We start from the raw sequence: 20,540 nt of genomic DNA, 5'->3' as shown, positions 1-20,540 counted from the left end.
CTTCACAGTTCGAGGGATTCATTGTCGATCAGCCGCGCGGCTTCGGTGTACATGGCACCGAGCACGGTGATCGCGGTATCGTCGGCGGCGGCCGGCTGCAGGTCCTTGCTGTTACAGATGGCGAAGTAGTCGACGCGGAAACCGGATTCCTCGATGCGCTGCCGCGCCGTCGCTGCCAGTTCGGCGAAATCCCGGCGACCGCCCTCGATCTCGGCCTTGACCCAGTTCAGCGACTGGTTCAGCACCGCCACCCGGGGACGCTCCTGCGCGGTAATGAAGCTGTTGCGCGAACTCATCGCCAGACCGTCGGCCTCGCGGTGTACCGGTGCGGCGACAATTTCCACCGGCATGCACAGGTCCTCCACCATGCGGCGGATCACCGCCAGTTGCTGGAAGTCCTTGATACCGAACACCGCCTTGTGCGGCTGCACGATATTGAACAGCTTCGACACCACCGTGGTGACCCCCTCGAAGTGGCCGGGGCGGCTGGCGCCGCACAGCACATCGGTCATGGCCGGGCAGACCACGCGTGTCTGCAGATCCATGCCGTTGGGGTAGATCTCGCTCTCGTCCGGGTGGAACAGGAAGTCGCAGTTCACCGCACGCAGCCGCGCCATATCCTGCTCCATCGTGCGCGGGTACTTGTCCCAGTCCTCGTTGAGACCGAACTGCAGGCGATTGACAAAGATGGATACCACCACCAGGTCACAGTGCTGCTGGGCACGCTTGACCAGTTCGATATGGGCGTCGTGCAGGTTGCCCATGGTGGGGACAAAACCGATTGTCTTGCCGGCGCGGCGGGCCTCCTCCAGCGCGGCGCGCAGACCGGCGATATGATGGAATAGTTGCATCGCATTCACCTGTACTAGTTCGCGCGCATCATACTCCCTGCGCCCGACAGCGACAATCGCCGCCACCAGTATAAAATCGCGCATCTCCGGCAATAGAAAGCAGTATTGACGGAAAAATGTCGGCATCTCCCAAAAACCAGAACCATCATTCGGTTTTTCGGGCCCCGCCGCCTGGCTGCGCCCAGAAAAAATTGCGGTATTCAGGAAAGATTCAGTCGACCGCCGGCAAACTGGCCCCCAAGTTCAGAGAACAGGTGCCGCCAGACGGCACGGGAGAGAGAGCCATGATGAAAGTCATTACCGCCATAGCCACCGCCGGCCTGCTGGCGCTGTCCGGCCCGGCCCTTGCCGATCGCGGCGAAGATCGCGGCCATGGCCATGGCCATCACCGCGGTACCACCGGCAGCACCCACGCCGTCGGTCCGGCCCGCCGCGATGGCAAGACGATCAGCCGCCAGCACCGCTCCGATCACAACCAACAGCAACACCGTGGCGGCAATCACAACCAACAGCAACACCGTGGCGGCCAGCGCGACCGCGGGCAACACCGCGGCCGTGGCGATTACGACAACAGCCGCCACGACAAGGGCGAGCGGGGCTACACTCGTCGCGACTATCGCCATCGCGACTACGGCCAGCGCGACTATGGCCACCGGGATTACGGCTACCGCGGCAAGGACCGCCACCACTACCGGCCGCACCACTGGCCTGCATACCGCCCGGCCTACCGGCCGGCGCATCGCCACCACTGGCGTCCGGCGCACTATCATTACGGCTACCGCTGGAACCGCCTGCCGCGTCACTTCGCGCGGATCACTTTCGGTGGCCTGGGTTTCTTCTACAGCGACGGCATCTTCTACCGCCCGTTTGAAACCGGCTATGTCGTCGCCCGCGCGCCGATCGGTGCCGTAGTCGCGAGCCTGCCCGGCACCGCTGTCAGCGTCGTGTTTGGAGGCCGCAACTATTACGTGGCCTATGACACCTACTACCTGTGGGACGGCGACCGCCGCGGCTACCGTATCGTCGCCAACCCCAGCCTCTGAACAGCACCGGCTCTCCTTTCTGCCACCCCAACTTCAGCGGCCCACGGGCCGCTTTTTTAATTCTCCCGCAATCATTTCCAACACCAGCCGCGAGAAAAAATCGAATAAAAATTCAATTCAGCACACAGGAAAAGCAGCGCGCCAAAACCGAATTAAAATTTGATTTTTACTGCTAAAAAAGCGTACTTTTCTTATCTATAGTTATTGCTTTCCGGGCCCTCTCGCCCCAAGATTCGCGCCCCGCCACTCACCACCGCAACAGGCAATCAAAACAGGCGCCATGAAACAGCAACAAGTACAAAACTGGACTTGCGAAGACTCGGCCGAACTCTATGGAATCCGCAACTGGGGTGCCGGCTATTTCGACTGTAACGACGCCGGTGAAATTACCGTGCGTATCGAAAATAGTGCCGGTGAAAGCCGCAGTGTCTCGCTGATGGATATTGCCGAGGGCGCTACCGAGCGCGGCCTCGGTATGCCGCTGTTACTGCGTATCGAGAACCTGCTGGACGCACAGATCGCGCGCATCAACGAGTCGTTTGCCAGCGCCATTGCCTCCTGCGGCTACCAGAACGTGTTCCGCGGCGTCTTCCCGATCAAGGTCAATCAGCAGTGCCAGGTGATCGAAGAGATCGCCAGTGCCGGGCGCCGTTTCAACCACGGCTTGGAGGCCGGCAGCAAGGCAGAACTGATCGCCGCGCTGTCGATACTGGACAACACCGAATCACTGATCGTCTGCAACGGATACAAGGACGAGGAATTCATCAACCTCGGCCTGCAGGCGCAGCGCCTCGGGGTGCAGATCTTTTTTGTGGTGGAAACCCCGTCGGAAGTGGAAACCATCATCAAGTGCGCGGAACGGGAAAAGGTGCGCCCCAATATCGGCGTGCGCGTCAAGCTCGCCTCCAAGGTGGGCGGCTACTGGAATGCCACCAGTGGTGATCGCAGCATTTTCGGCCTCGGCAGCAATGACCTGATCGCCATGGTCGACCAGCTGCGTCGCCACGAGATGCTCGACTGTCTGAAGCTGCTGCACTACCACCTGGGTTCCCAGGTACCGAACATTCGCGATATCCGCACCGGTGTGCTGGAGGCCTGCCGCTACTACGCCGACCTGGTGGAGGAAGGCGCCGCCATGGGTTATCTGGACCTGGGCGGCGGCCTGGCGGTGGACTACGACGGCTCCAAGACCAACTATACCCACTCGAAGAACTACTCCCTCGAGGAGTACTGCGTGGACGTCGTCGAAGCGATCATGGACACGCTCGACAGCGAGGCGGTCGCGCACCCGGTCATCATTACCGAGTCCGGTCGCGCCACTGTGGCCTACTCCTCGGTGCTGCTGTTCGATATCCTCGACACCACGCGCTACGAGCCGGTAGAACTGCAACATACCCGCATCAGCGACGACGATCACCCGATGCTGCGCAACCTGCAGGAGGCGGTCGGCAGCGTCAGCGCGAAAAACCTGCAGGAGAGCTACAACGACGCGCTCTACTACCGCGATGAAGTACGCTCCCTGTACCTGCACGGCCAGGTGAGCCTGCGCGAGCGCGCCAACGCGGAAAACCTGTTCCTCGAGGGCGCACAGAAAATTCGCGCCCTGCTCAATGAAGCCGAAGAGGTACCCGTGGACCTGCAGGCCTTGCCGGAGGTGCTGTCGGACATCTACTACGCCAACGTCAGCGTGTTCCAGTCGGTGCCGGATATGTGGGCGATCGACCAGGTGTTTCCGCTGGTGCCGATACACCGCCTTGGCGAGGCACCGACGCGGTCGGCGATCATCGCCGATATCACCTGCGACTGCGACGGCAAGATAGACCGCTTTATCGGCCGCCAGGAAGAGCAGAAAACCCTGCCGCTGCACGACCTGAAACAGGGTGAGGACTATATTCTCGGAACCTTCCTGGTCGGTGCCTACCAGGAGACGCTGGGCGACCTGCACAACCTGTTCGGCGACACCAATGTGATCAGTGTGCGCATCCACGACGACGGCAGCTTTGACTACAGTCGCGAAATTCATGGCGACAGCATCGCCGACGTACTCAGCTACGTGGAGTACCGACCGCAGGAACTGTTCGAGCGCTTCCGCAAACTGGCCGAGCGCGCCGTGAAGGAAGGCCGAATCACCGCGCAACAGCGCAAGCAGATACTGCACACGTATACGGCGAGCATGAGCGGATATACCTATTTCGAGAAGTAGCCACAGGCGATTTGGGAAATAGTCGCCAGCGCCCTGGAAATATAGCGACGGATTGACAGGGAATACCGAAGCGCCATGCGCGGGCGTCGCTGCCCCTGATCCGAATCAGCCTTGTGGGGCAAGTCCCCAAAACATCCTAAACTCCAACAGGTTTTAGCTCCGCGAAGAATAAGGAGATTTCAATATGGCCAATGTACTGATTATCGGCGCCGGCGGCGTCGGCCAGGTGGTCGCGCACAAGTGCGCCCAGGTTGAGGAGGTCTTTGAAAATATCACCCTCGCCAGCCGTACCAAGAGCAAGTGCGACAAGATCGCGGATATGCTGCCGCGCAAGATCGATACCGCCGAAGTGGACGCGGACAATGTGCCGGAACTGGTGAAGCTGATCGAGAAGGTCCAGCCGGACATGGTGATCAACGTCGCCCTGCCCTACCAGGACCTGCACATCATGGACGCCTGCCTCGAGACCGGCGTGCACTATCTGGACACCGCCAATTACGAGCCGCCGGAAGAGGCCAAGTTCGAGTACAAGTGGCAGTGGGCCTACCAGGACAAGTTCGAGAAAGCCGGCCTGATGGCACTGCTCGGCAGCGGTTTCGATCCGGGCGTCACCAGCGTGTTCACCGCCTATGCCAGGAAACACCATTTCGACCGCATCAAGACCCTGGATATTCTCGACTGTAACGCCGGCGATCACGGCCTGCCGTTCGCGACCAATTTCAACCCGGAAATCAATATCCGCGAGATTACCGCCAACGGCCGCTACTGGGAGAACGGCAGCTGGGTCACCACCAAGCCGATGGAAGAACACCGCGTGTTCAGTTTCCCCGAAGGCATCGGCGAGAAGGACCTGTACCTGCTCTACCACGAGGAGCTGGAGTCGCTGTCCAAGCACTTCCCGGAAATCGAGCGCGCGCGCTTCTGGATGACCTTCGGCGCCAGCTACCTGAAGCATCTGGAGGTGCTGCAGAACGTGGGCATGACCAGTATCGAGCCAGTCGAATTCCAGGGCCAGGAAATCGTGCCGATCCAGTTCCTCAAGGCCCTGCTGCCGGACCCGGCCAGCCTCGGCCCGCTGACCAAGGGCAAGACCTGTATCGGCAATATTATCCGCGGCATTCCCAAAGACCGCAGCGGCGACGGCGAAGACAAGATCTACTACATCTACAACACCTGCGACCACCAGGACTGTTACAAGGAGGTGCAGTCCCAGGCGATTTCCTATACCACCGGCGTGCCGGCTATGATCGGCGCCAAGATGATGCTGGAAGGCAAATGGATGAAGCCCGGCGTGTGGAACATGGAACAGCTGGATCCCGATCCATTCATGCACGACCTGAATCAGTACGGCCTGCCGTGGCACGAGACCTGGCTGGACAAACCGTTCCAATAAAAGTCCTGACCGAGGGCAGGATGGGCAAGGCGCAGTGAGCCCATCGGCATAAACTGATGGGCACGTCACTGCGCTCGCGTGCCCATCCTCCGGATACCAGAAGCCTCTTATGGACCTGACTCCCCGCAAAGACTACTTCGGCGATTTCGATCCCCGCCGCGTGCCATCCCCGTGCTTCGTGATTGACGAAATCGCCCTGCGCGACAATCTTGCCGTGCTCGCCGATGTACAGCAACGCAGCGGCGCCAAAGTGCTGGCCGCGCTCAAAGCCTTTTCCATGTGGAGCACCGGGCATATCGTCGCCGAGTACCTGAGCGGCACCTGCGCGTCCGGCCTGTTCGAGGCCAGGCTCGGCTACGAGGAATACGGCGGCCATGACCTCGGCAAGGAAGTGCACGTATTCAGCGCCGGCTACAAGGAGAGCGAGCTGCGCGAAATCCTGCAGTTCGCCCACCATGTCATTTTCAACTCCTTCTCGCAGTGGAAGCGCTTCAAGCCCCTGTGCCTGGAGATGCAGCAGCAGCGCCCGCAGTTGCGGTTTGGCCTGCGCATCAACCCGGAACACTCCGAGGGCCACACGGATCTGTACGACCCCTGCGCGCCCTGTTCACGCCTGGGTATCGTGCGCACGCTGTTCGAACACGAGGATCTCGAGGGGATCAGTGGCCTGCACTTCCATACCCTGTGCGAACAGGATTTCAAACCACTGGCGCGCACCATCGCCGCGGTGGAGGAAAAGTTCGGCGACCTGATTCCGCAGATGGAATGGATCAACTTCGGTGGCGGCCACCACATCACCCGCTGTGACTACCAGGTGGACGAGCTGGTCGATGCCGTGCGCCGCTTCGCCGACAAACACCAGGTGCAGGTCTACCTGGAGCCGGGCGAGGCGGTGGCGCTGTTCTGCGGCGTGCTGGTCAGCGAAGTGGTGGATATCGCCTGGAACGGCATGCACCAGGCCATTCTCGACGCCTCCGCCACCTGCCATATGCCCGACGTACTGGAGATGCCCTACCGCCCGGAAATCACCGGCGCCGCACGTCCCGGCGAGCTGCGCCACGACTACCAGCTCGGCGGGCAGAGCTGTCTCGCCGGCGACCGTATCGGCGAATACAGTTTCGCCGACCCGCTGGAGCTGGGCGACAGACTGGTGTTCGAGGAAATGGCTTACTACACCATGGTCAAGACCAACACCTTCAACGGCATACCGTTGCCGGCGATCGCGCTGTGGAACTCCCGAACCGATGAACTGAAAATCATCCGCGAATTCGGCTACGAGGACTTCAAGGAACGGCTGTCCGGCCGCCACTGGAAGATCCTCGATCGCGAGACTGTCCCCGCAGACGGCGGCTGCGTGTAAGATGCGCGCGCAGCCCGAATAGATAGCGGCGGCCGGCCCCACCGGCCGCATTGCCAACCAGGTACACAAGATGTTGTCAGAAAACGATTACCCGATCTTTCTCGGTTCCGAAATCGAACAGCCGCGCCCGGAGGACGCCCTGTTTCACGTGCTGCCAATTCCCTACGAGGAGACCGTGTCCTACGGCGGCGGCACCGGCAAGGGGCCGGCGGCGATTCTCGAGGCCTCCTGGCAGCTGGAAACCTTCGACAACTTCTCCAGCCCCTGCGAACTGGGCATCCATACGCGCAGCCCGGTGAATGTCTCCGGCACGCCGGAGGAGGTGATGGAGCATATCGCCGGCGCCACCCGCGAGGTGCTGGCGCTGGGCAAGATGCCGGTGGGCATCGGTGGCGAACACTCGGTTACCTGGGGTGTCATCAAGGGTTACCTGGACGCCGGTATCGAGGATTTCGGCGTCGTGCAGATCGACGCGCACGCCGACCTGCGCGACCGCTATGAGGGACAGAAACACAGCCACGCCAGCGTCATGCGCCTGGTGGTGGAAGCGGGTATCCCGCTGTTTCAACTGGGTATTCGCGCTTACTGCGAAGAGGAAATGGGCGCGCGGGACAAGTACGGCGTGCACTACCTGGACGCACACCAGCTGGTCCCCACCAATGTGCAGGAAATCCAGCTGCCGGACGACTTCCCCAGCAAGGTGTTCTTCACCCTGGACGTGGACGGCATCGACCCGTCGGTCTTCCCCTCCACCGGCACCCCGGTGCCCGGCGGCCTGGGCTGGTACCAGACGCTGAACCTGTTTGAATCGGTGGCGAAACAGCGGGAAATCATTGGTTTCGACCTGCTGGAATTTGCGCCCATTGAGGGTTTCCACGCCTACGACTTCGCCGCCGCGCAGCTACTCTACAAGTTAATGGGCATCGTACAGCGACACCGTTAGGCCGCCGTGGACCGGTAGTCGCCGGTAGTTTCACACTTCTTAACCCACAGGCATGGCGCGGCCGCTTGCACACAGGTTAAAATTTAACCTGAGTAAGTGGTCGCTTCGCCGGAGAGATAGTGAAAACGTCGAAACTTGTATTGGCAATCCTGGGAATCATCGCCCTCGGGGCCTTCGCCTTCGTGCCCCCGGTCGATGCCAGCCCGCGCGAACACGCGCGCGGCGGCCACGGCTACCACCACCCCTACCACTGGAGCGGTCGCCACTATGGCCGCCATTACGGTCACCGCTACGGCCGCCACTATGGCCATCTCTATGGCGGGCCGCGTATCTCCATTGGCTTTACCGCGCCGGTGCTGCCGTTCGGTTTTGTCAGCTTGGCCGTCGGCGGCAGCCCCTACTTCTACCAGGGGGGCTACTTCTACCGCCCGGCCCCGGCCGGCTACGTGGTGGTGCAGGCGCCCCTGGGGGCATCGGTAGTCAGCCTGCCGGGCAGCGCTGTGCGCGTGCAGATCGGCGGTGCCCTCTACTACCAGTACGCTAACGCTTACTACCAGTGGCAACCCGCCGCGCGCGCCTATGTCGTGGTGCCGCCGCCCGCCGGCGCCCCCGTCGCCGCAGCGGCACCGCCAGCGCCCCCGGCCCCGGCCGCGGGACCCGTCCCCAGCGGTCCCAACGGCGGCTATGCGCCGGGCCAGGTGCTCGAAGAGCTGCCGGTCGGCTACACCGCGGAAATCATCAACGGGGTACAGTACTACCGCTACGGCGGTAACTACTTTATGCCGAGCAAGCGCGACGGCAAGGAAGTCTACGTCGTGGTGCAGCTGTAATCAGGCCCGGCCAGCCCGTGAAAGCGGGCGAATTGATCCACAGCCCGGCGGAAACTGGCCTGCAGCGCCGCGCCGGGCCTGTCCTGCCAGTGCAGCGCTGCGATCCGCAGCTGCCCCGCCGCCCGTTCCGCTTTCAGGTCGACAACGCCGACAAACCGCTCGCCGTACAGGATCGGCAGGCAGAAATAGCCGTAGCGCCGCTTGTGCGCGGGCAGGTAGCACTCCAGCTGGTAGTCGAACTCGAACAGCCTTTTCAGCCGTTTGCGCTGTAGCACCAGCGGGTCGAACGGCGACAGCAGCTGCACCCGTCGCGGTGCTCGCGGCGGCTCCCGTGCGGCGTCCTCCGCCAGTAGCAGCTCCGCCCCGTCGGCCAGTAGTTCACCACTTTTGAGCATCCTTTCCACCGCGCTGTCGACCAGCACTTTATCCCCGCGACGCAGGTAGGCGATCTCCTCGCGGCGGCCGACGCCATGGCAACCGAGGAAGGTCCGCACCAGGTGCGCGCCGTACTCGGAGTCGCTGGCAGTTGCGGTCTGGATACCAGCCGGCAACAGTCGCTCCGGCAGGTCGAATACTTTCTGGAATCCCTCGCGGTGGCTGACCATCAGTTCGCCCTCGTGGAACAGCTGCTCCAGCGCCTTCTTCTCGTCCGACCACTCCCACCAGCCGCCTTTGGCCCGGACAAAGTCACTGGCCTTCAGCGCGCCCTCGGCACGCACCCGGTCGAGCACGTAGCGGCACAGTTTCGCGTTCTTCTCGAACCAGTGTTTCTGGCCCTCACGGATGCGCTCCATGCGCACGCGGGCGTAGCGGTAGTGGTCCATCGGCAGATAGGCGGCGGCATGGGACCAGTACTCGAAGATCTCGCGCCGGCACTCCGCGTCCTGCAGGTGCTTTTCGCGGTAGCGCGGCAGGCGGTTGTAGAGCTGGTGGTGGTGGGCGCGGGCAATGCGCTGGATGGCATCCAGTTGCAGGGCGCCCAGATGGCGGATCAGGCCGGCCAGGTCGCCGGGCCAGGGAGTGTGGAGCTGCTGGCGCTCGATCGCCAGGGCGCGGATGGACTTATTGGATAGCAACAGGACCCTCCACCGACTCCGGATTATCAGTCGCCCTGGAAGTACTCCGGCGCCAGGTTGTCGAAGCGGGTGTACTTGCCGACGAAGGCGGCGCGGCAGGTGCCGATCTCACCGTTTCGCTGTTTGCCGATAATCAGCTCGGCCATGCCCTTGTCCGGGCTGTCCTCGTTGTAGTACTCGTCGCGGTAGATGAACAGGATCACGTCGGCGTCCTGCTCGATGGCGCCGGATTCCCGCAGGTCCGAGTTCATCGGCCGCTTGTTGGGGCGTTGCTCCACGCCGCGGTTCAGCTGCGACAGCGCGATTACCGGGCATTCATATTCCTTGGCCAGCGCTTTCAAGGAGCGCGAGATCTCGGAAATCTCCTGGGTGCGGCCCTCGGTGCTGCCCTTGACCTGCATCAGCTGCAGGTAGTCCACCATGATCACGGCCGGCATGCTGCGCGCCTCGGCCTCTTCGCGCGGCAGCCTGGCGTCGTCGCGCATCAGCTTGTTGATGTGGTCGCGCACCGTGCGCTTGACCCGCGCACGCACCTCGCTGGGCGACAGCGCCGGGGTGTCGTCGATATACAGCGCCTTGCCCTTCATTTTCTGCACGGCGCTGGACAGCTTGGGCCAGTCCTCCTCCTGCAGCTTGCCGTTGCGGATACGGCCCTGGTCGATGCGGCCGATCGACGACAGCATCCGCATCACCAGGCTGTCCGACGGCATCTCCATACTGAACACCAGCGTCGGGCGCTCCTGGCTCAGCATGGCGCTTTCGATAAAGTTCAGTGCCAGCGCGGTCTTGCCCATGGACGGGCGCGCGGCGAGGATCACCAGTTCACCCGGCTGCCAGCCGGAGGTGCGCTGGTCGAGTTCGTCGAGACCGGTGCTGATGCCGGTGATGTCGCCCTCGCTCTTGAACAGCTCGTCGATGCGCTCGACGGTCTGCTTCAGCAGCGAGTCGACGCCCACGAAGCCACCGTCCTTCGCGCGCCCCTCGGCGATCTCGGCTACGCGGCGCTCGGCCATCTGCAGCAGGTCGGCGGAGGCGAGGCCGCCGGGATTGAAGCTGGTGCGGCTGATCTCGCCGGCGGCGGCGATCAGCTGGCGCAGCATCGAGCGCTCGCGCACGATCTTGGCGTAGGCGACGATGTTCGCGGCGGACGGGGTGTTCTCGGCCAGTTCGGCCAGGTAGGCGGGGCCGCCCACTTCCGCCAGCAGTTCGCGGCTGGCCAGGGCTTCGGCGAGGGTGACGATGTCCAGCGGCTGCTCGGCATCGGTCAGCGCACGCATCACCGCAAAGATCTGGCGGTGGCTGGCGACGAAGAAGTCCACATCGCCGAGCTGCTCGGCAACGGCGTCGATGCGACCCGGATCCAGCATCAGACCGCCGAGCACCGACTGCTCCGCCTCTACCGAGTGCGGCAGCGGCGAGTGCTCTTCGGAGGGCAGCGCTTCTTCGGGAACAGCGTATTCGTCGGTCATAAACAGTTACGGGCTACAGAAACGAATCGGGCGCTGGATCTCCCCTCCCAGCAGGAGGGGGAATCCAGCGCCCGATTGTAGCGCGACTTGCGTCGCGGTAGGAGCGGTCACTGACTGCGATCACACATTCCAGAGGCTCTGGTTGCGATCGCGACCAACGGCCGCCCCCACAGGGCTTGCAGGCCAGGGCCGATTATTCGGCCTCGATCACTACCTTGACAGTGGTGATCACGTCGGCGTGCAGCTGTACGTCTACGTCGTACTCGCCGACTTCGCGCAGCGCGCCTTCGGGCAGCTTCACTTCGGCCTTGCTCACTTCAACGCCGGCAGCAGCAATGGCTTCAGCGATGTCGCGGGTGCCGATGGAGCCGAACAGTTTACCTTCGTCGCCGGCATTGGCAGCGATGGTAACGGTTACGTCGGCCAGCTTGGTGGCGCGCTCTTCAGCGGTGCTCACCTTGGCGGCAGCGGCGGCTTCCAGTTCGGCGCGCTTGGCTTCGAACTCGGCGATATTGGCTTCGGTGGCTGCGACGGCTTTGCCTGTCGGCAGCAGGAAGTTGCGGCCAAAACCGGCTTTGACTTCAACGCGGTCACCCACGTTGCCCAGTTTGCCTACTTTGTCGAGCAGAATAACTTCCATCTCGGTTTCCTCAATTTCAGTTTTGTGCAGGTCGCGCCTACTTGGCAGCGCGCCTGCGAATATCTATCCAGCTATCTATCAGCGCCAGGCCGCACAGGAAGCCGGCCAGCGGCAGTGTCGCGATCACCAGGGCCACGTACATGGCCACCAGCGGGCCGCGCCCCCAGTTGCGGCTGGCCACCAGCCAGTGCACCAGGGCAATACCGGCCACCACCAGCGGGAAGGCGACCACCCCACCCCAGAACACATAGTCCGGGTTGACCAGGCAGTACACCCACACCAGCATCCCCACGCCGGCCAACGGCAACGGCATACGCAGCTGGTGGAACTCCTCGCGAAAACCGCCAGGGTTGTACAGCAGCGCCTGCCAGTGGCGCGCCAGCGCCAGCGCCAGCCCGGCGTACATCACCGAGAACCAGGTCAGGTAACCGGTGGCCAGCGGCTCGCTGGAAAACACCTGCTGCATCTGTTCCACCTGGCCGCCGGCCTGCTCGGCCGCCTCCAGCAGGGTCTGTAACAGACCGCCGCTGAAGTGATCGGTCAGCAGTATGCCGCCAGCGCCGGCGGCCGCCAGTGCCAGTAGCGCCGCAGACCAGGAGCGGCTGCTGCGCAGCACCAGCGCTCCGGCGCACACCGCCACCAGCGGGCTGGCGGTGAGGCCGATCATCAACGGCGACATATGGCCGGTGAATCCCATCACCACCACAGGCAGCAACGCCCAGGCCAGCACCATCAGGCCATCGCCGCTGCCGCGGCGCAGGCTCACCAGAGCCAACGCCGCCGGGCTGATCAGCGGAATGCCCACCAGCGTGATGAGCACTGCGCGCACGCGTCCGCGCATAATGAATTCAGCCACGGCGCGCACGACTAGATAGCTTCTCTCTTACAACGTCTAAGCAACGGGCTTAGGCTTCGTGGCTGTCCGTGTACGGCAGCAGGGCCAGGTAGCGCGCGCGCTTGACCGCAGTGGCCAGCTGACGCTGATACCTGGCTTTGGTACCGGTGATACGGCTCGGAACAATCTTGCCAGTTTCGGAAATGTAGGCCTTCAGGGTATCGAGATCTTTGTAGTCGATACGCTTGACGCCTTCGGCGGTGAAACGGCAGAACTTACGACGACGGAAAAAACGTGCCATCTGATAATCCCCTTACTCTTCGCTTTCGGCGTTGTCGGAAGACTTGGCTTCCGTGGACTCGTCAGCGGAGGAAGACTTGTTGTCTTCCTTGTCCGCACGCTCGCGGCGCTCGCTGCGCTCTGCGCGGGCGGCCTTGCGCTCACGGCTCTCTTTTTCCGCCTTCATGATCGGGCTCTCTTCGGAGATCGCCTCGTCTTCGCGGATAACCAGGTTGCGGATGACCGCGTCGTTGTAGCGGAAGTTGGTAGTCAGCTCCGCCAGCGCCTCTTCGGTGCACTCGACGTTCATCAGCACGTAGTGGGCTTTGTGGATCTTGTTGATCGGGTAGGCCAGACGGCGACGGCCCCAGTCTTCCAGGCGGTGAACCTGACCACCGCTGTCTTTGATGGACGCGCTGTAGCGCTCCACCATGCCGGGCACCTGCTCGCTCTGGTCCGGGTGGACCAGGAAAATAATTTCGTAATGACGCATTTTCGCTCCTTACGGGTTAAAACAGCCTCCCGGGTATGTGCCGAGCCATGCGCTTGGCGCTGCGGGGCACCTCCTAGTGAGGCAAGGAGAACAACCTGCCCCCTGATCGGGGGCACATTGCGGGCGGCGTATTGTAGGGATTTGCCCGACTGGTTGCAAGATAACCAGTGGTGGCGGGAAAACCTAGAAGGAATACCGGGCGCTGAGGCTCGCCTCGCCCTTGTCGTAGGTGTAGATATCGAAGTTCTCGGCATTGTCGGTCCAGGTCAGCTTGCCCGCCAGGGCCAGCCGCGGCAGTAACCGCAACTCCGCCTGCAGCCAGCCGCGCCAGCGCTGCGCCTGCCGCTGATGCTGCTTCTGCACGCCGTCGCTGTCGATCAGGCTGTTGATGCCAGCATAGCGACTGTGGCGATAATCGGCGCCGGCGGTCAGCGACCAGCCCCCCAGCAGCGGCCACTCCAGCGCCACCCCCAGCGTCTGCCGCGTGGGTGAGTAGCTGTAGCGGCCACTGGTGCCGCTCTCCAGATCTGCGCGATCGTTGAGCTCCAGGCGGTAGAGGGCATCGAGCTTGAACAGGCCCAGCGGCTGCTCCCATTTCGCATCGAAACGGTGGCGCCAGCCATCGAGGTAGTCATAGCTGCCACTGCCACTGAAGTGACTGGGCAGGTAGGCAAGGGTCAGCTCGGCATCGCCGATATCGCGGCGCAGGCGGCCGACACCGCCGATTTCGCTGCTGACCCGCTGTCCACCGAGGGACACCAGCTCGCCGGCGCCTCCCAGCTCCACCTGCCAGCCATCCCATTGCAGGTCCCGCGACAGCCCCAGCCGGTAGCTGTCGAGATCCAGGTCGCTCAGGTCGGTATAGCGGCGGCCGTAGCCGAAGCCGTGCAGGCGCCAGCCATCCACCGCATCGCCCTGCAGCTGGTACTGCCCCCACACAAACAGTTCGGAGAAGCTGTCTTGCCCTACCGACGAGTCCTGCAGCAGGTCGTTCTGCAGGGCGTAGGCGTTGTTGTCATTGCCCAGCGCCAGACTGGCCACCCCCAGCCACGGCGAGGGCTCGGGCACCACCGGAGGTTGGGGCGCGGCCGGCGCCAGCGCGGCCAGGCGCGCGGCGCCCAGCTGGCGCAAGCGCGCGGATGAACTGCCGGAGAGGGCGCGGTAGTGCGCGGCGGCGCGCTCCGGGCGCCCGCGCTTTTCCGCCACCAGCCCCAGCTGGAATTCGGCCAGGTCGTGCCACTGCGGGTCCGCGCGCAACTGGCGGAAATACTCCGCGGCGGCGGCGTAGCGCTGCAGCTTGTACAGCGTGACGCCGAGGTTGTATTTCAGGTTGGCGCTTTCGTTGCCGGCGCGTTGCTCGCGCTCGAACTGTGCCAGCGCGCCTGTGTAGTCGCCCTGCTTAAAGGCCCGCGTGCCGAGCGCAAAAGAATCCCCGGCCAGCACTGCGGGCGAGGCCGTCGCCGCGGCCAAGAGCAGTGCGCTGCAGATAATCCCGATCTTCACATCCATTACCCCAATTTCCCAACGGAAAAAGGCCGGGCGCCGCAGCGCCCAGCCATCCAACAAGCGGACAAGTCACACTTACAAAACCCTCAATCGCCGGTCGGCGCCTCCGGTGTTTCCGGCGTCTCCGGCGCTTCCGGAGCATGGTCCATCGCATCTTCCAGAATCGACTCCAGATCGTCCGGCAGGTTCGCCTTCACATCGTCCGGAAGGTTGTCGAGGATATCCTTCACATCGGCCATCGAGCCCTGCAGGTCGGCGCCACTGAGCGCATTCTTCAGCGCCTCTTCCGCCGCTTCGCGCGCCCCGTCGGCATTTTCGCGCGCGGCGGCCACCGCGGCCTCGGCATTGGCGCGGGCCTGCTCACTGTGGGAGCGCGCGTCGGCGATAATCGCCTTTACGTCGTCCTCACTGATCTTGCTGGCGTCGATTTTGGTCTTCGCCTCCTCGGCCTTCGCCTCTTCGGCCTCCTTGTCCATCTCGCGGGAGCGGGCCGCATTGGCGATCGCCAGGCCCGGCGCGGCGGCCTCTTTCGCCGCTTCGCTCACACCCTCCGGGAGCTCGATCACATTGGCCGCATCCTCGGCAGTGCCGTCAGCATCGACAACGGTCACAGTCACGTCCAGATCATCGCCGCCGTCGGCCAGTACGGGCAAGCTCAGCGGGCCACACAGCAGCCCCAGTGCCAGCCATTTGTTGCACGCTTTCATTTTTTGAGCCTCACATCTAGGTTGGGTAATAAGTTTCAAATCATTTGCGGCGAATCTGCCGGCGCCGCAGCGCCGCGACCGAAACGCACCGGCACCCGGAACTCTCTGCGCGCACCATTGTGCTCCACCTGAATCAGGATTTGCGCACCCGCCGCGGCCGCGCCGCTCGAGTGCAGCGGCAGGGTAAGCCGGTTTGAGCCGGCGCGAAGATCCGCGTGCCATTGCAATTCGCGCGTATCGCCGTAGCCATCGAGCTGCACACCCTCCGGCATCGACACGCTGATCAGTGCGCCCGGGAGCGCGCGCGGCGTATCGACCGAGACACTGACCGGCAACGCCACCGAGGTTGCCAGCGTCGCTGCCGGAACGGCGTGCGGTCCGCGCGGCAGGGCGAGAAAAATTGCCAGTAGCAGGCTCGCCGCCGTCGCCAGCTGCCAGCCGCGCAAGGTGCGCCGGCTGACTTGCGCCCGCTGCGGCAGGGCCGCCGCCAGTACGCGGCGCTCGAAGTCGGCATCCGGCTCCGGCGCCGGCAGCGTCCGCAGCAGGCGCGAAATCCGCAGGGTTTCGGCGTAATCGCGGCAATCCGCACAGCGGCGCAGGTGTACCAGCAATGCGCCGCTGTTCGACTCGCGCATCAGTTCCAGTTCCCGCTTCGATTCAGTGCAGTTCATATTTGCCTCCTCGCTCCCGTTAACACGCATGGCTGCTTTCAATGGTTCCCAGTTGCAGCGCCTCTCTGAGCTTTTTGCGTGCCCGGTGCAGGCGCGACTTCACGGTGCCGACATTGATATCCAGGATCTCCGCCACCTCTAGCGCGGTATACCCTTCGACATCGTGCAGTAACACCACATCGCGCCAGCTGTCGTCGATGGTTTCCAGGGCCCGGTTCAGGGCCCGCTGCAATTCCAGCTGGTGATAGCGGTTGCGCTCATCCGGCAGCAGGTCGCCAAACGCGGATTCGTCACTGCTCCAGGCAACGCTTTCATCAATGGGCGAACGCGCACGCCGGCGGTAGAGATCCACGTAGCGTCGGTAAAGCACCTTGACCAACCAGGGCCCCAACTTGTCCACGGCGGCGAGCTCGTCGAGCCGCGGGAAAAGCCGCGTCAGCACATCCTGCACCAGGTCCTCGGATTCGCTGCGGTCCTGGCTCCAGCGATAGGCCATGCGATACATGAGACGCAGGTGCGGGCGTACCAGGGCGGTAAAGCGGTCTTCGGCAGCCGCGGAACCGCGGAAGAAGCGCATCAGGGTCACACCATAACTCCTTCAGAATTTTTGCCGATTACTACCGTCGATGTGTTTACACGACGCAGCGTGCGAAAAGGTTCCCGGGGATCGCCACATCGGCGGATAAACTGGCAGGGCCCGGTGCATTGACAAGCAAAGACCCTGACACAGGCCCCAAGGGAAAATAATTTCATTATCGGGTGATTAAGCGCGCTTATTTTTTAAAAAGTTCAATTGGGTAACGGCTATGGCACAATCCACCGCGCTGTTTCGCGAAAGTAGCAAGTACAGCGGCGGCTCTACCGCGCCGCCAGCGGATCCCCCGCAGTGATGACAGGCCCCGGATTATGCTACGGGCATCCACGCGGACGCCAACCCGGATCCGACCATCTACGGGGAGGGGCATTTCACCTCCCAGAACTGGCCGGCAGCACCCCGGCGATTACAATGACCGCAATTGCCGGACTTTTCTTCATTGCTGCCGGGGAAATGTCCAGCCGGCTTGTGCCCAGCTGACCAATCAGGTGAACAAGTGGACTCACTGATTCTGTTGTTTGAAAATGCCGCCCCCGCCGAGTTCTGCGATCACGTCGTCGAGCGCTTTCAACGGGCGCCGGAAAAGCAGCCCGGCCGCACCGGTTCCGGAGTGGATCACAGCAAGAAGCGCAGCTCCGACCTGTTCATTTCCGGCCTTGAGTCCTGGCGCGACGAGTGCGCGCAAATGAACAGCATGGTGCTGAACGGCCTGATGGCCTACTGCCGGCGCTACCCGCACCTGCTGACCGGCGCCCTCTCGCCGAGCCTGCTGGACGAAAACAGCGGCCAGCCGCGCACCCTCGCCGCGGAAGATATCGGTGACCTCGGCGAGCAGCAGCTGAAGCAGTTGGTGTGCAGTATTTTCACCGTCGACAATATCAACCTGCAGCACTATGAGCAGGCCAAAGGCGGCTACTACCACTGGCACTCGGAGCATTTCCCACACCCGACCGATCCCGGGCAGAAATCCCTGCACCGGGTCCTGTTCTGGCTGCTGTTCCTGAACGACGTCGAGGAGGGTGGCGAGACCGAGTTCTGCTACCAGGGCGCCAAGATCAAGCCGAAAAAAGGCAGCCTGATCCTGTCCCCCTGCGGCTTCACCCATACGCACCGCGGCAATGTGCCACTGTCGGGCGACAAGACCATCCTCACCTCCTGGGTGCTGTACCGCCCGGCAGAGCAGCTTTACGGCAAGGCAGCGACCGGCCAGTAATTTCCCACATAAAAGGATTTTCATCGATGCAGGACCTGACCCGGGGCGCCATCCGCGGCCATATCGCCCGTTACGGCGCCTTTATGTTTGCCACCATGCTGTTCCAGACACTCTACTTCCTGGTGGACCTGTACTTCGTGTCCGGGCTCGGCAGCGCCCCGGTGGCGGCGGTCAGCGTGGCGGGTAACATGATGTTTATGGTGATGGCGCTGACGCAGGCGCTGTCGGTGGGCACCACCACGCTGGTCTCCCACGCGTTCGGCGCCGGCGATATGCCGGCCACCCAGCGCATTTTCAATCAAGCACAGCTGCTGGCGCTGCTGTGCGGGCTGGTGCTCGGCAGCATAGCCTTCGCCCTGCGCGGCCGCTATGCCGCCGCGTTCACCGCCGATGCGGAGACGGCGCAGCTGGCGGTGCAATACCTGAACTGGTTCCTGCCGGCGATGCTGCTGCAGTTCCCGCTCACCACTATGGCCGCGGCGCTGCGCGGCGCCGGTGAAGTGAAGATTCCCTCACTGATCCAGGTGCTGACACTGCTGCTGAATATTGCCCTAGCGCCGGTGCTGGTGGCCGGCTGGGGCACCGGTGTGCCGCTGGGTGTGGCCGGCGCCGGCCTGGCGACACTGATTTCGGTGGCCGCGGGCACCGTACTGCTGTTGATGTTCGTATTGCGCCCGCAACAACAGAAACTCCGATTCGGGCCGCGCCAGTTCGCGCGGCCCGACTTCAAACTGTGGCAGCGCATCGCTGCCATCGGCCTGCCCTCCGGCGGTGAGTTCGCGCTGATGGCCGTGTTCCTGGCGGTGGTCTACACGGTGCTGACCGACGTGGGCGTGTCGGCCCAGGCGGGTTTCGGCGTGGGCCTGCGGGTGATGCAGTCGATCTTCCTGCCGGCAATGGCAGTGTCCTTCGCGCTGGCACCGATCGCCGGGCAGAACTTCGGCGCGCGCCAGCCCGAGCGGGTGCGCGAGACCCTGCGCAGCGGCCTGATCGCTGTGTCAGTGCTGATGTTCGCGCTGTCGCTGCTCAGCTACTTTGCCGGTGGCAATCTGGCCGCGCTGTTCCTCGACGACCCGGCGGCGATCGCGGTGGCGCGGGAATTCCTCGGCATCGCCTCGTTCAACTTCGTCCCCACCGGCATCATCTTCTGCTGTGCCGGCCTGTTCCAGGCACTTGGCAACACGCTGCCGTCACTGGCCGCCTCGGCCCTGCGCATTCTGGCTTTTGCGATACCGGCACTGTGGATCGGCGCCCAACCCTGGTTCGAGACCCGCCAGCTCTGGTTCCTGTCGGCGGGCTCGGTAATCCTGCAGATGCTGCTGGCGGCGCTGCTGCTGCGGCGCGAGTTGCGCATCAAGCTGGCGGATATGCCGGCGGCGGAACCTGTGGCGGCGGAGCAGGTTGCATAGAGGTAAATTTAAGAAGAAAACGCTAGCGAGAAGGGAAGTACAGAAAGCGATGCGAACGCCCCGATAGCAGGTGCAACCAGCGGCAAACCCCGAGGCGATCCCGTCACCGGGATCTTCAGCCCACCCACTTCACGTTTTTCAGCTGGGAAGCTGCAGGATATACCGCCCGCATACGATGCTCTAACCGCGCTGACGCACCGCCTCGAACAAACACACCCCGGTCGCCACCGACACATTCAAACTGCTGACCTCGCCCGCCATCGGAATCTTGATCAGGTGGTCGCAGTGTTCGCGGGTGAGGCGGCGCAGGCCCGAGCCCTCGGCGCCCATGACCAGCGCCAGCGGGCCAGTAAGCTGGCTCTGGTAGACATCCTGCTGCGCCTCACCGGCGGCGCCAAAGATCCACACGCCCGCCTGCTGCAGCTGCTGCAGGGTGCGGGCGAGGTTGGTGACGGTGACAAACGGCAGCACTTCCGCCGCACCGCAGGCCACCTTGCGCGCGGTCGGCGTCAGGCCGGCGGACTTGTCCTTGGGGGCGATCACCGCGTGCACGCCGGCGGCCTCTGCGGTGCGCAGGCAGGCACCGAGGTTGTGCGGGTCGGTGACGCCGTCGAGCACGAGCAGGAACGGCGCCTCGGCGCGGCCATCCAGCTCCTGTAACAGCTCCTTCAGGAAGCGCTCGTCATAGACGCGGGTCTCGCCCGCACAGATGGCCACCACGCCCTGGTGGTTGCCATCGTCACCGACCTGCTCATCCAAAGCGCGGCGATCGACCGTGCGCACCTTGATATTGTTTTTTTCTGCCTGGGCGATGATTTTCTGCAGGCGCTGGTCGCGACGCCCGCGCAACAGCAGCAGCTCCCGCACCTGCTGGGGTGAACTCTTGAGCAGTGCCTGCACCGCGTGCAGGCCGTAGACGATCTGTGTGGACATGGGGGTTCTATACCGGAGTTCGGGGAGAGTGGCGAATGCCTTCTCCCCCACCCCTATCCCGTCAGCGGGAGAGGGGTGCGAGTCAATGGAA

The 20,540-nt window shown here is 63.3% G+C and carries 20 protein-coding genes; 8 read left to right on the top strand and 12 right to left on the bottom strand.

Annotation, left to right across the window (positions count from 1 at the left end):
• Positions 1–2 precede the first annotated feature (2 nt).
• Entirely contained in the window at positions 3–851 is an 849-nt protein-coding gene (gene panC, locus ABDK11_RS01665; protein ID WP_346838586.1) for a pantoate--beta-alanine ligase, read from the bottom strand.
• A 284-nt stretch (positions 852–1,135) separates the two neighbouring features.
• Between panC and ABDK11_RS01660 the strand changes: the two genes are divergently transcribed.
• The 6 genes from ABDK11_RS01660 (at position 1,136) to ABDK11_RS01635 (ending at position 8,623) form a co-directional block, all read left to right on the top strand.
• Complete coding sequence (locus ABDK11_RS01660) at positions 1,136–1,894, top strand: DUF6515 family protein (protein ID WP_346838585.1); 759 nt, start codon at positions 1,136–1,138, stop codon at positions 1,892–1,894.
• A 280-nt stretch (positions 1,895–2,174) separates the two neighbouring features.
• A complete protein-coding gene (gene speA, locus ABDK11_RS01655) occupies positions 2,175–4,097 on the top strand; it encodes a biosynthetic arginine decarboxylase (protein ID WP_346838584.1) in 1,923 nt (640 codons plus the stop codon).
• 184 nt (positions 4,098–4,281) lie between these two features.
• Positions 4,282–5,490 carry a saccharopine dehydrogenase family protein gene (locus tag ABDK11_RS01650; RefSeq protein ID WP_346838583.1) on the top strand — a complete coding sequence of 403 codons (1,209 nt, stop codon included), beginning with the start codon at positions 4,282–4,284 and terminating at the stop codon, positions 5,488–5,490.
• A 109-nt stretch (positions 5,491–5,599) separates the two neighbouring features.
• Complete coding sequence (gene nspC / locus ABDK11_RS01645) at positions 5,600–6,850, top strand: carboxynorspermidine decarboxylase (RefSeq protein ID WP_346838582.1); 1,251 nt, start codon at positions 5,600–5,602, stop codon at positions 6,848–6,850.
• A 70-nt stretch (positions 6,851–6,920) separates the two neighbouring features.
• On the top strand, positions 6,921–7,793 hold the full coding sequence (gene speB / locus ABDK11_RS01640) for an agmatinase (RefSeq protein ID WP_346838581.1): 873 nt from the start codon (positions 6,921–6,923) through the stop codon (positions 7,791–7,793).
• Between the two features lie 119 nt (positions 7,794–7,912).
• Positions 7,913–8,623 carry a DUF6515 family protein gene (locus tag ABDK11_RS01635; RefSeq protein ID WP_346838580.1) on the top strand — a complete coding sequence of 237 codons (711 nt, stop codon included), beginning with the start codon at positions 7,913–7,915 and terminating at the stop codon, positions 8,621–8,623.
• Here ABDK11_RS01635 and ABDK11_RS01630 read toward each other — a convergent pair.
• The 10 genes from ABDK11_RS01630 to ABDK11_RS01585 form a co-directional block, all read right to left on the bottom strand.
• Positions 8,602–9,699 carry a crosslink repair DNA glycosylase YcaQ family protein gene (locus ABDK11_RS01630; protein WP_346838579.1) on the bottom strand — a complete coding sequence of 366 codons (1,098 nt, stop codon included), beginning with the start codon at positions 9,697–9,699 and terminating at the stop codon, positions 8,602–8,604. The genes ABDK11_RS01635 and ABDK11_RS01630 overlap by 22 nt on opposite strands.
• A gap of 26 nt (positions 9,700–9,725) precedes the next feature.
• Positions 9,726–11,168, bottom strand: coding sequence for a replicative DNA helicase (gene dnaB / locus ABDK11_RS01625; protein ID WP_346838578.1), 1,443 nt, complete (start codon positions 11,166–11,168; stop codon positions 9,726–9,728).
• Positions 11,169–11,361: 193 nt separating this feature from the next.
• Positions 11,362–11,808, bottom strand: coding sequence for a 50S ribosomal protein L9 (gene rplI / locus ABDK11_RS01620; RefSeq protein ID WP_346838577.1), 447 nt, complete (start codon positions 11,806–11,808; stop codon positions 11,362–11,364).
• Between the two features lie 37 nt (positions 11,809–11,845).
• Complete coding sequence (locus tag ABDK11_RS01615) at positions 11,846–12,664, bottom strand: hypothetical protein (protein WP_346838576.1); 819 nt, start codon at positions 12,662–12,664, stop codon at positions 11,846–11,848.
• Between the two features lie 49 nt (positions 12,665–12,713).
• A complete protein-coding gene (rpsR, locus tag ABDK11_RS01610) occupies positions 12,714–12,944 on the bottom strand; it encodes a 30S ribosomal protein S18 (protein WP_346838575.1) in 231 nt (76 codons plus the stop codon).
• A 12-nt stretch (positions 12,945–12,956) separates the two neighbouring features.
• Positions 12,957–13,415, bottom strand: coding sequence for a 30S ribosomal protein S6 (gene rpsF, locus ABDK11_RS01605; protein WP_346838574.1), 459 nt, complete (start codon positions 13,413–13,415; stop codon positions 12,957–12,959).
• A gap of 183 nt (positions 13,416–13,598) precedes the next feature.
• The gene (locus tag ABDK11_RS01600) at positions 13,599–14,924 is read right to left on the bottom strand and encodes a tetratricopeptide repeat protein (protein WP_346838573.1); all 1,326 of its coding nucleotides are present in this window, start codon (positions 14,922–14,924) and stop codon (positions 13,599–13,601) included.
• A gap of 83 nt (positions 14,925–15,007) precedes the next feature.
• On the bottom strand, positions 15,008–15,628 hold the full coding sequence (locus ABDK11_RS01595) for a hypothetical protein (RefSeq protein WP_346838572.1): 621 nt from the start codon (positions 15,626–15,628) through the stop codon (positions 15,008–15,010).
• 35 nt (positions 15,629–15,663) lie between these two features.
• On the bottom strand, positions 15,664–16,299 hold the full coding sequence (locus tag ABDK11_RS01590) for a hypothetical protein (RefSeq protein WP_346838571.1): 636 nt from the start codon (positions 16,297–16,299) through the stop codon (positions 15,664–15,666).
• Between the two features lie 19 nt (positions 16,300–16,318).
• Complete coding sequence (locus ABDK11_RS01585) at positions 16,319–16,876, bottom strand: RNA polymerase sigma factor (RefSeq protein ID WP_346840225.1); 558 nt, start codon at positions 16,874–16,876, stop codon at positions 16,319–16,321.
• A 514-nt stretch (positions 16,877–17,390) separates the two neighbouring features.
• Here ABDK11_RS01585 and ABDK11_RS01580 point away from each other — a divergent pair.
• Together ABDK11_RS01580 and ABDK11_RS01575 are read left to right on the top strand one after the other, a co-directional pair.
• Complete coding sequence (locus ABDK11_RS01580; protein WP_346838570.1) at positions 17,391–18,107, top strand: 2OG-Fe(II) oxygenase; 717 nt, start codon at positions 17,391–17,393, stop codon at positions 18,105–18,107.
• Between the two features lie 26 nt (positions 18,108–18,133).
• On the top strand, positions 18,134–19,516 hold the full coding sequence (locus ABDK11_RS01575; RefSeq protein ID WP_346838569.1) for an MATE family efflux transporter: 1,383 nt from the start codon (positions 18,134–18,136) through the stop codon (positions 19,514–19,516).
• Positions 19,517–19,696: 180 nt separating this feature from the next.
• On the opposite strand, the gene rlmB is transcribed toward ABDK11_RS01575, so the two are convergent.
• Entirely contained in the window at positions 19,697–20,449 is a 753-nt protein-coding gene (rlmB, locus tag ABDK11_RS01570) for a 23S rRNA (guanosine(2251)-2'-O)-methyltransferase RlmB (RefSeq protein ID WP_346838568.1), read from the bottom strand.
• Between the last annotated feature and the right edge of the window lie 91 nt (positions 20,450–20,540).

Source organism: Microbulbifer sp. SAOS-129_SWC (assembly GCF_039696035.1).
Classification (GTDB): Bacteria; Pseudomonadota; Gammaproteobacteria; order Pseudomonadales; family Cellvibrionaceae; genus Microbulbifer.
The sequence above is the reverse complement of the archived record's forward strand: the minus strand, read 5'-3'. Positions and strand labels throughout refer to the sequence as shown.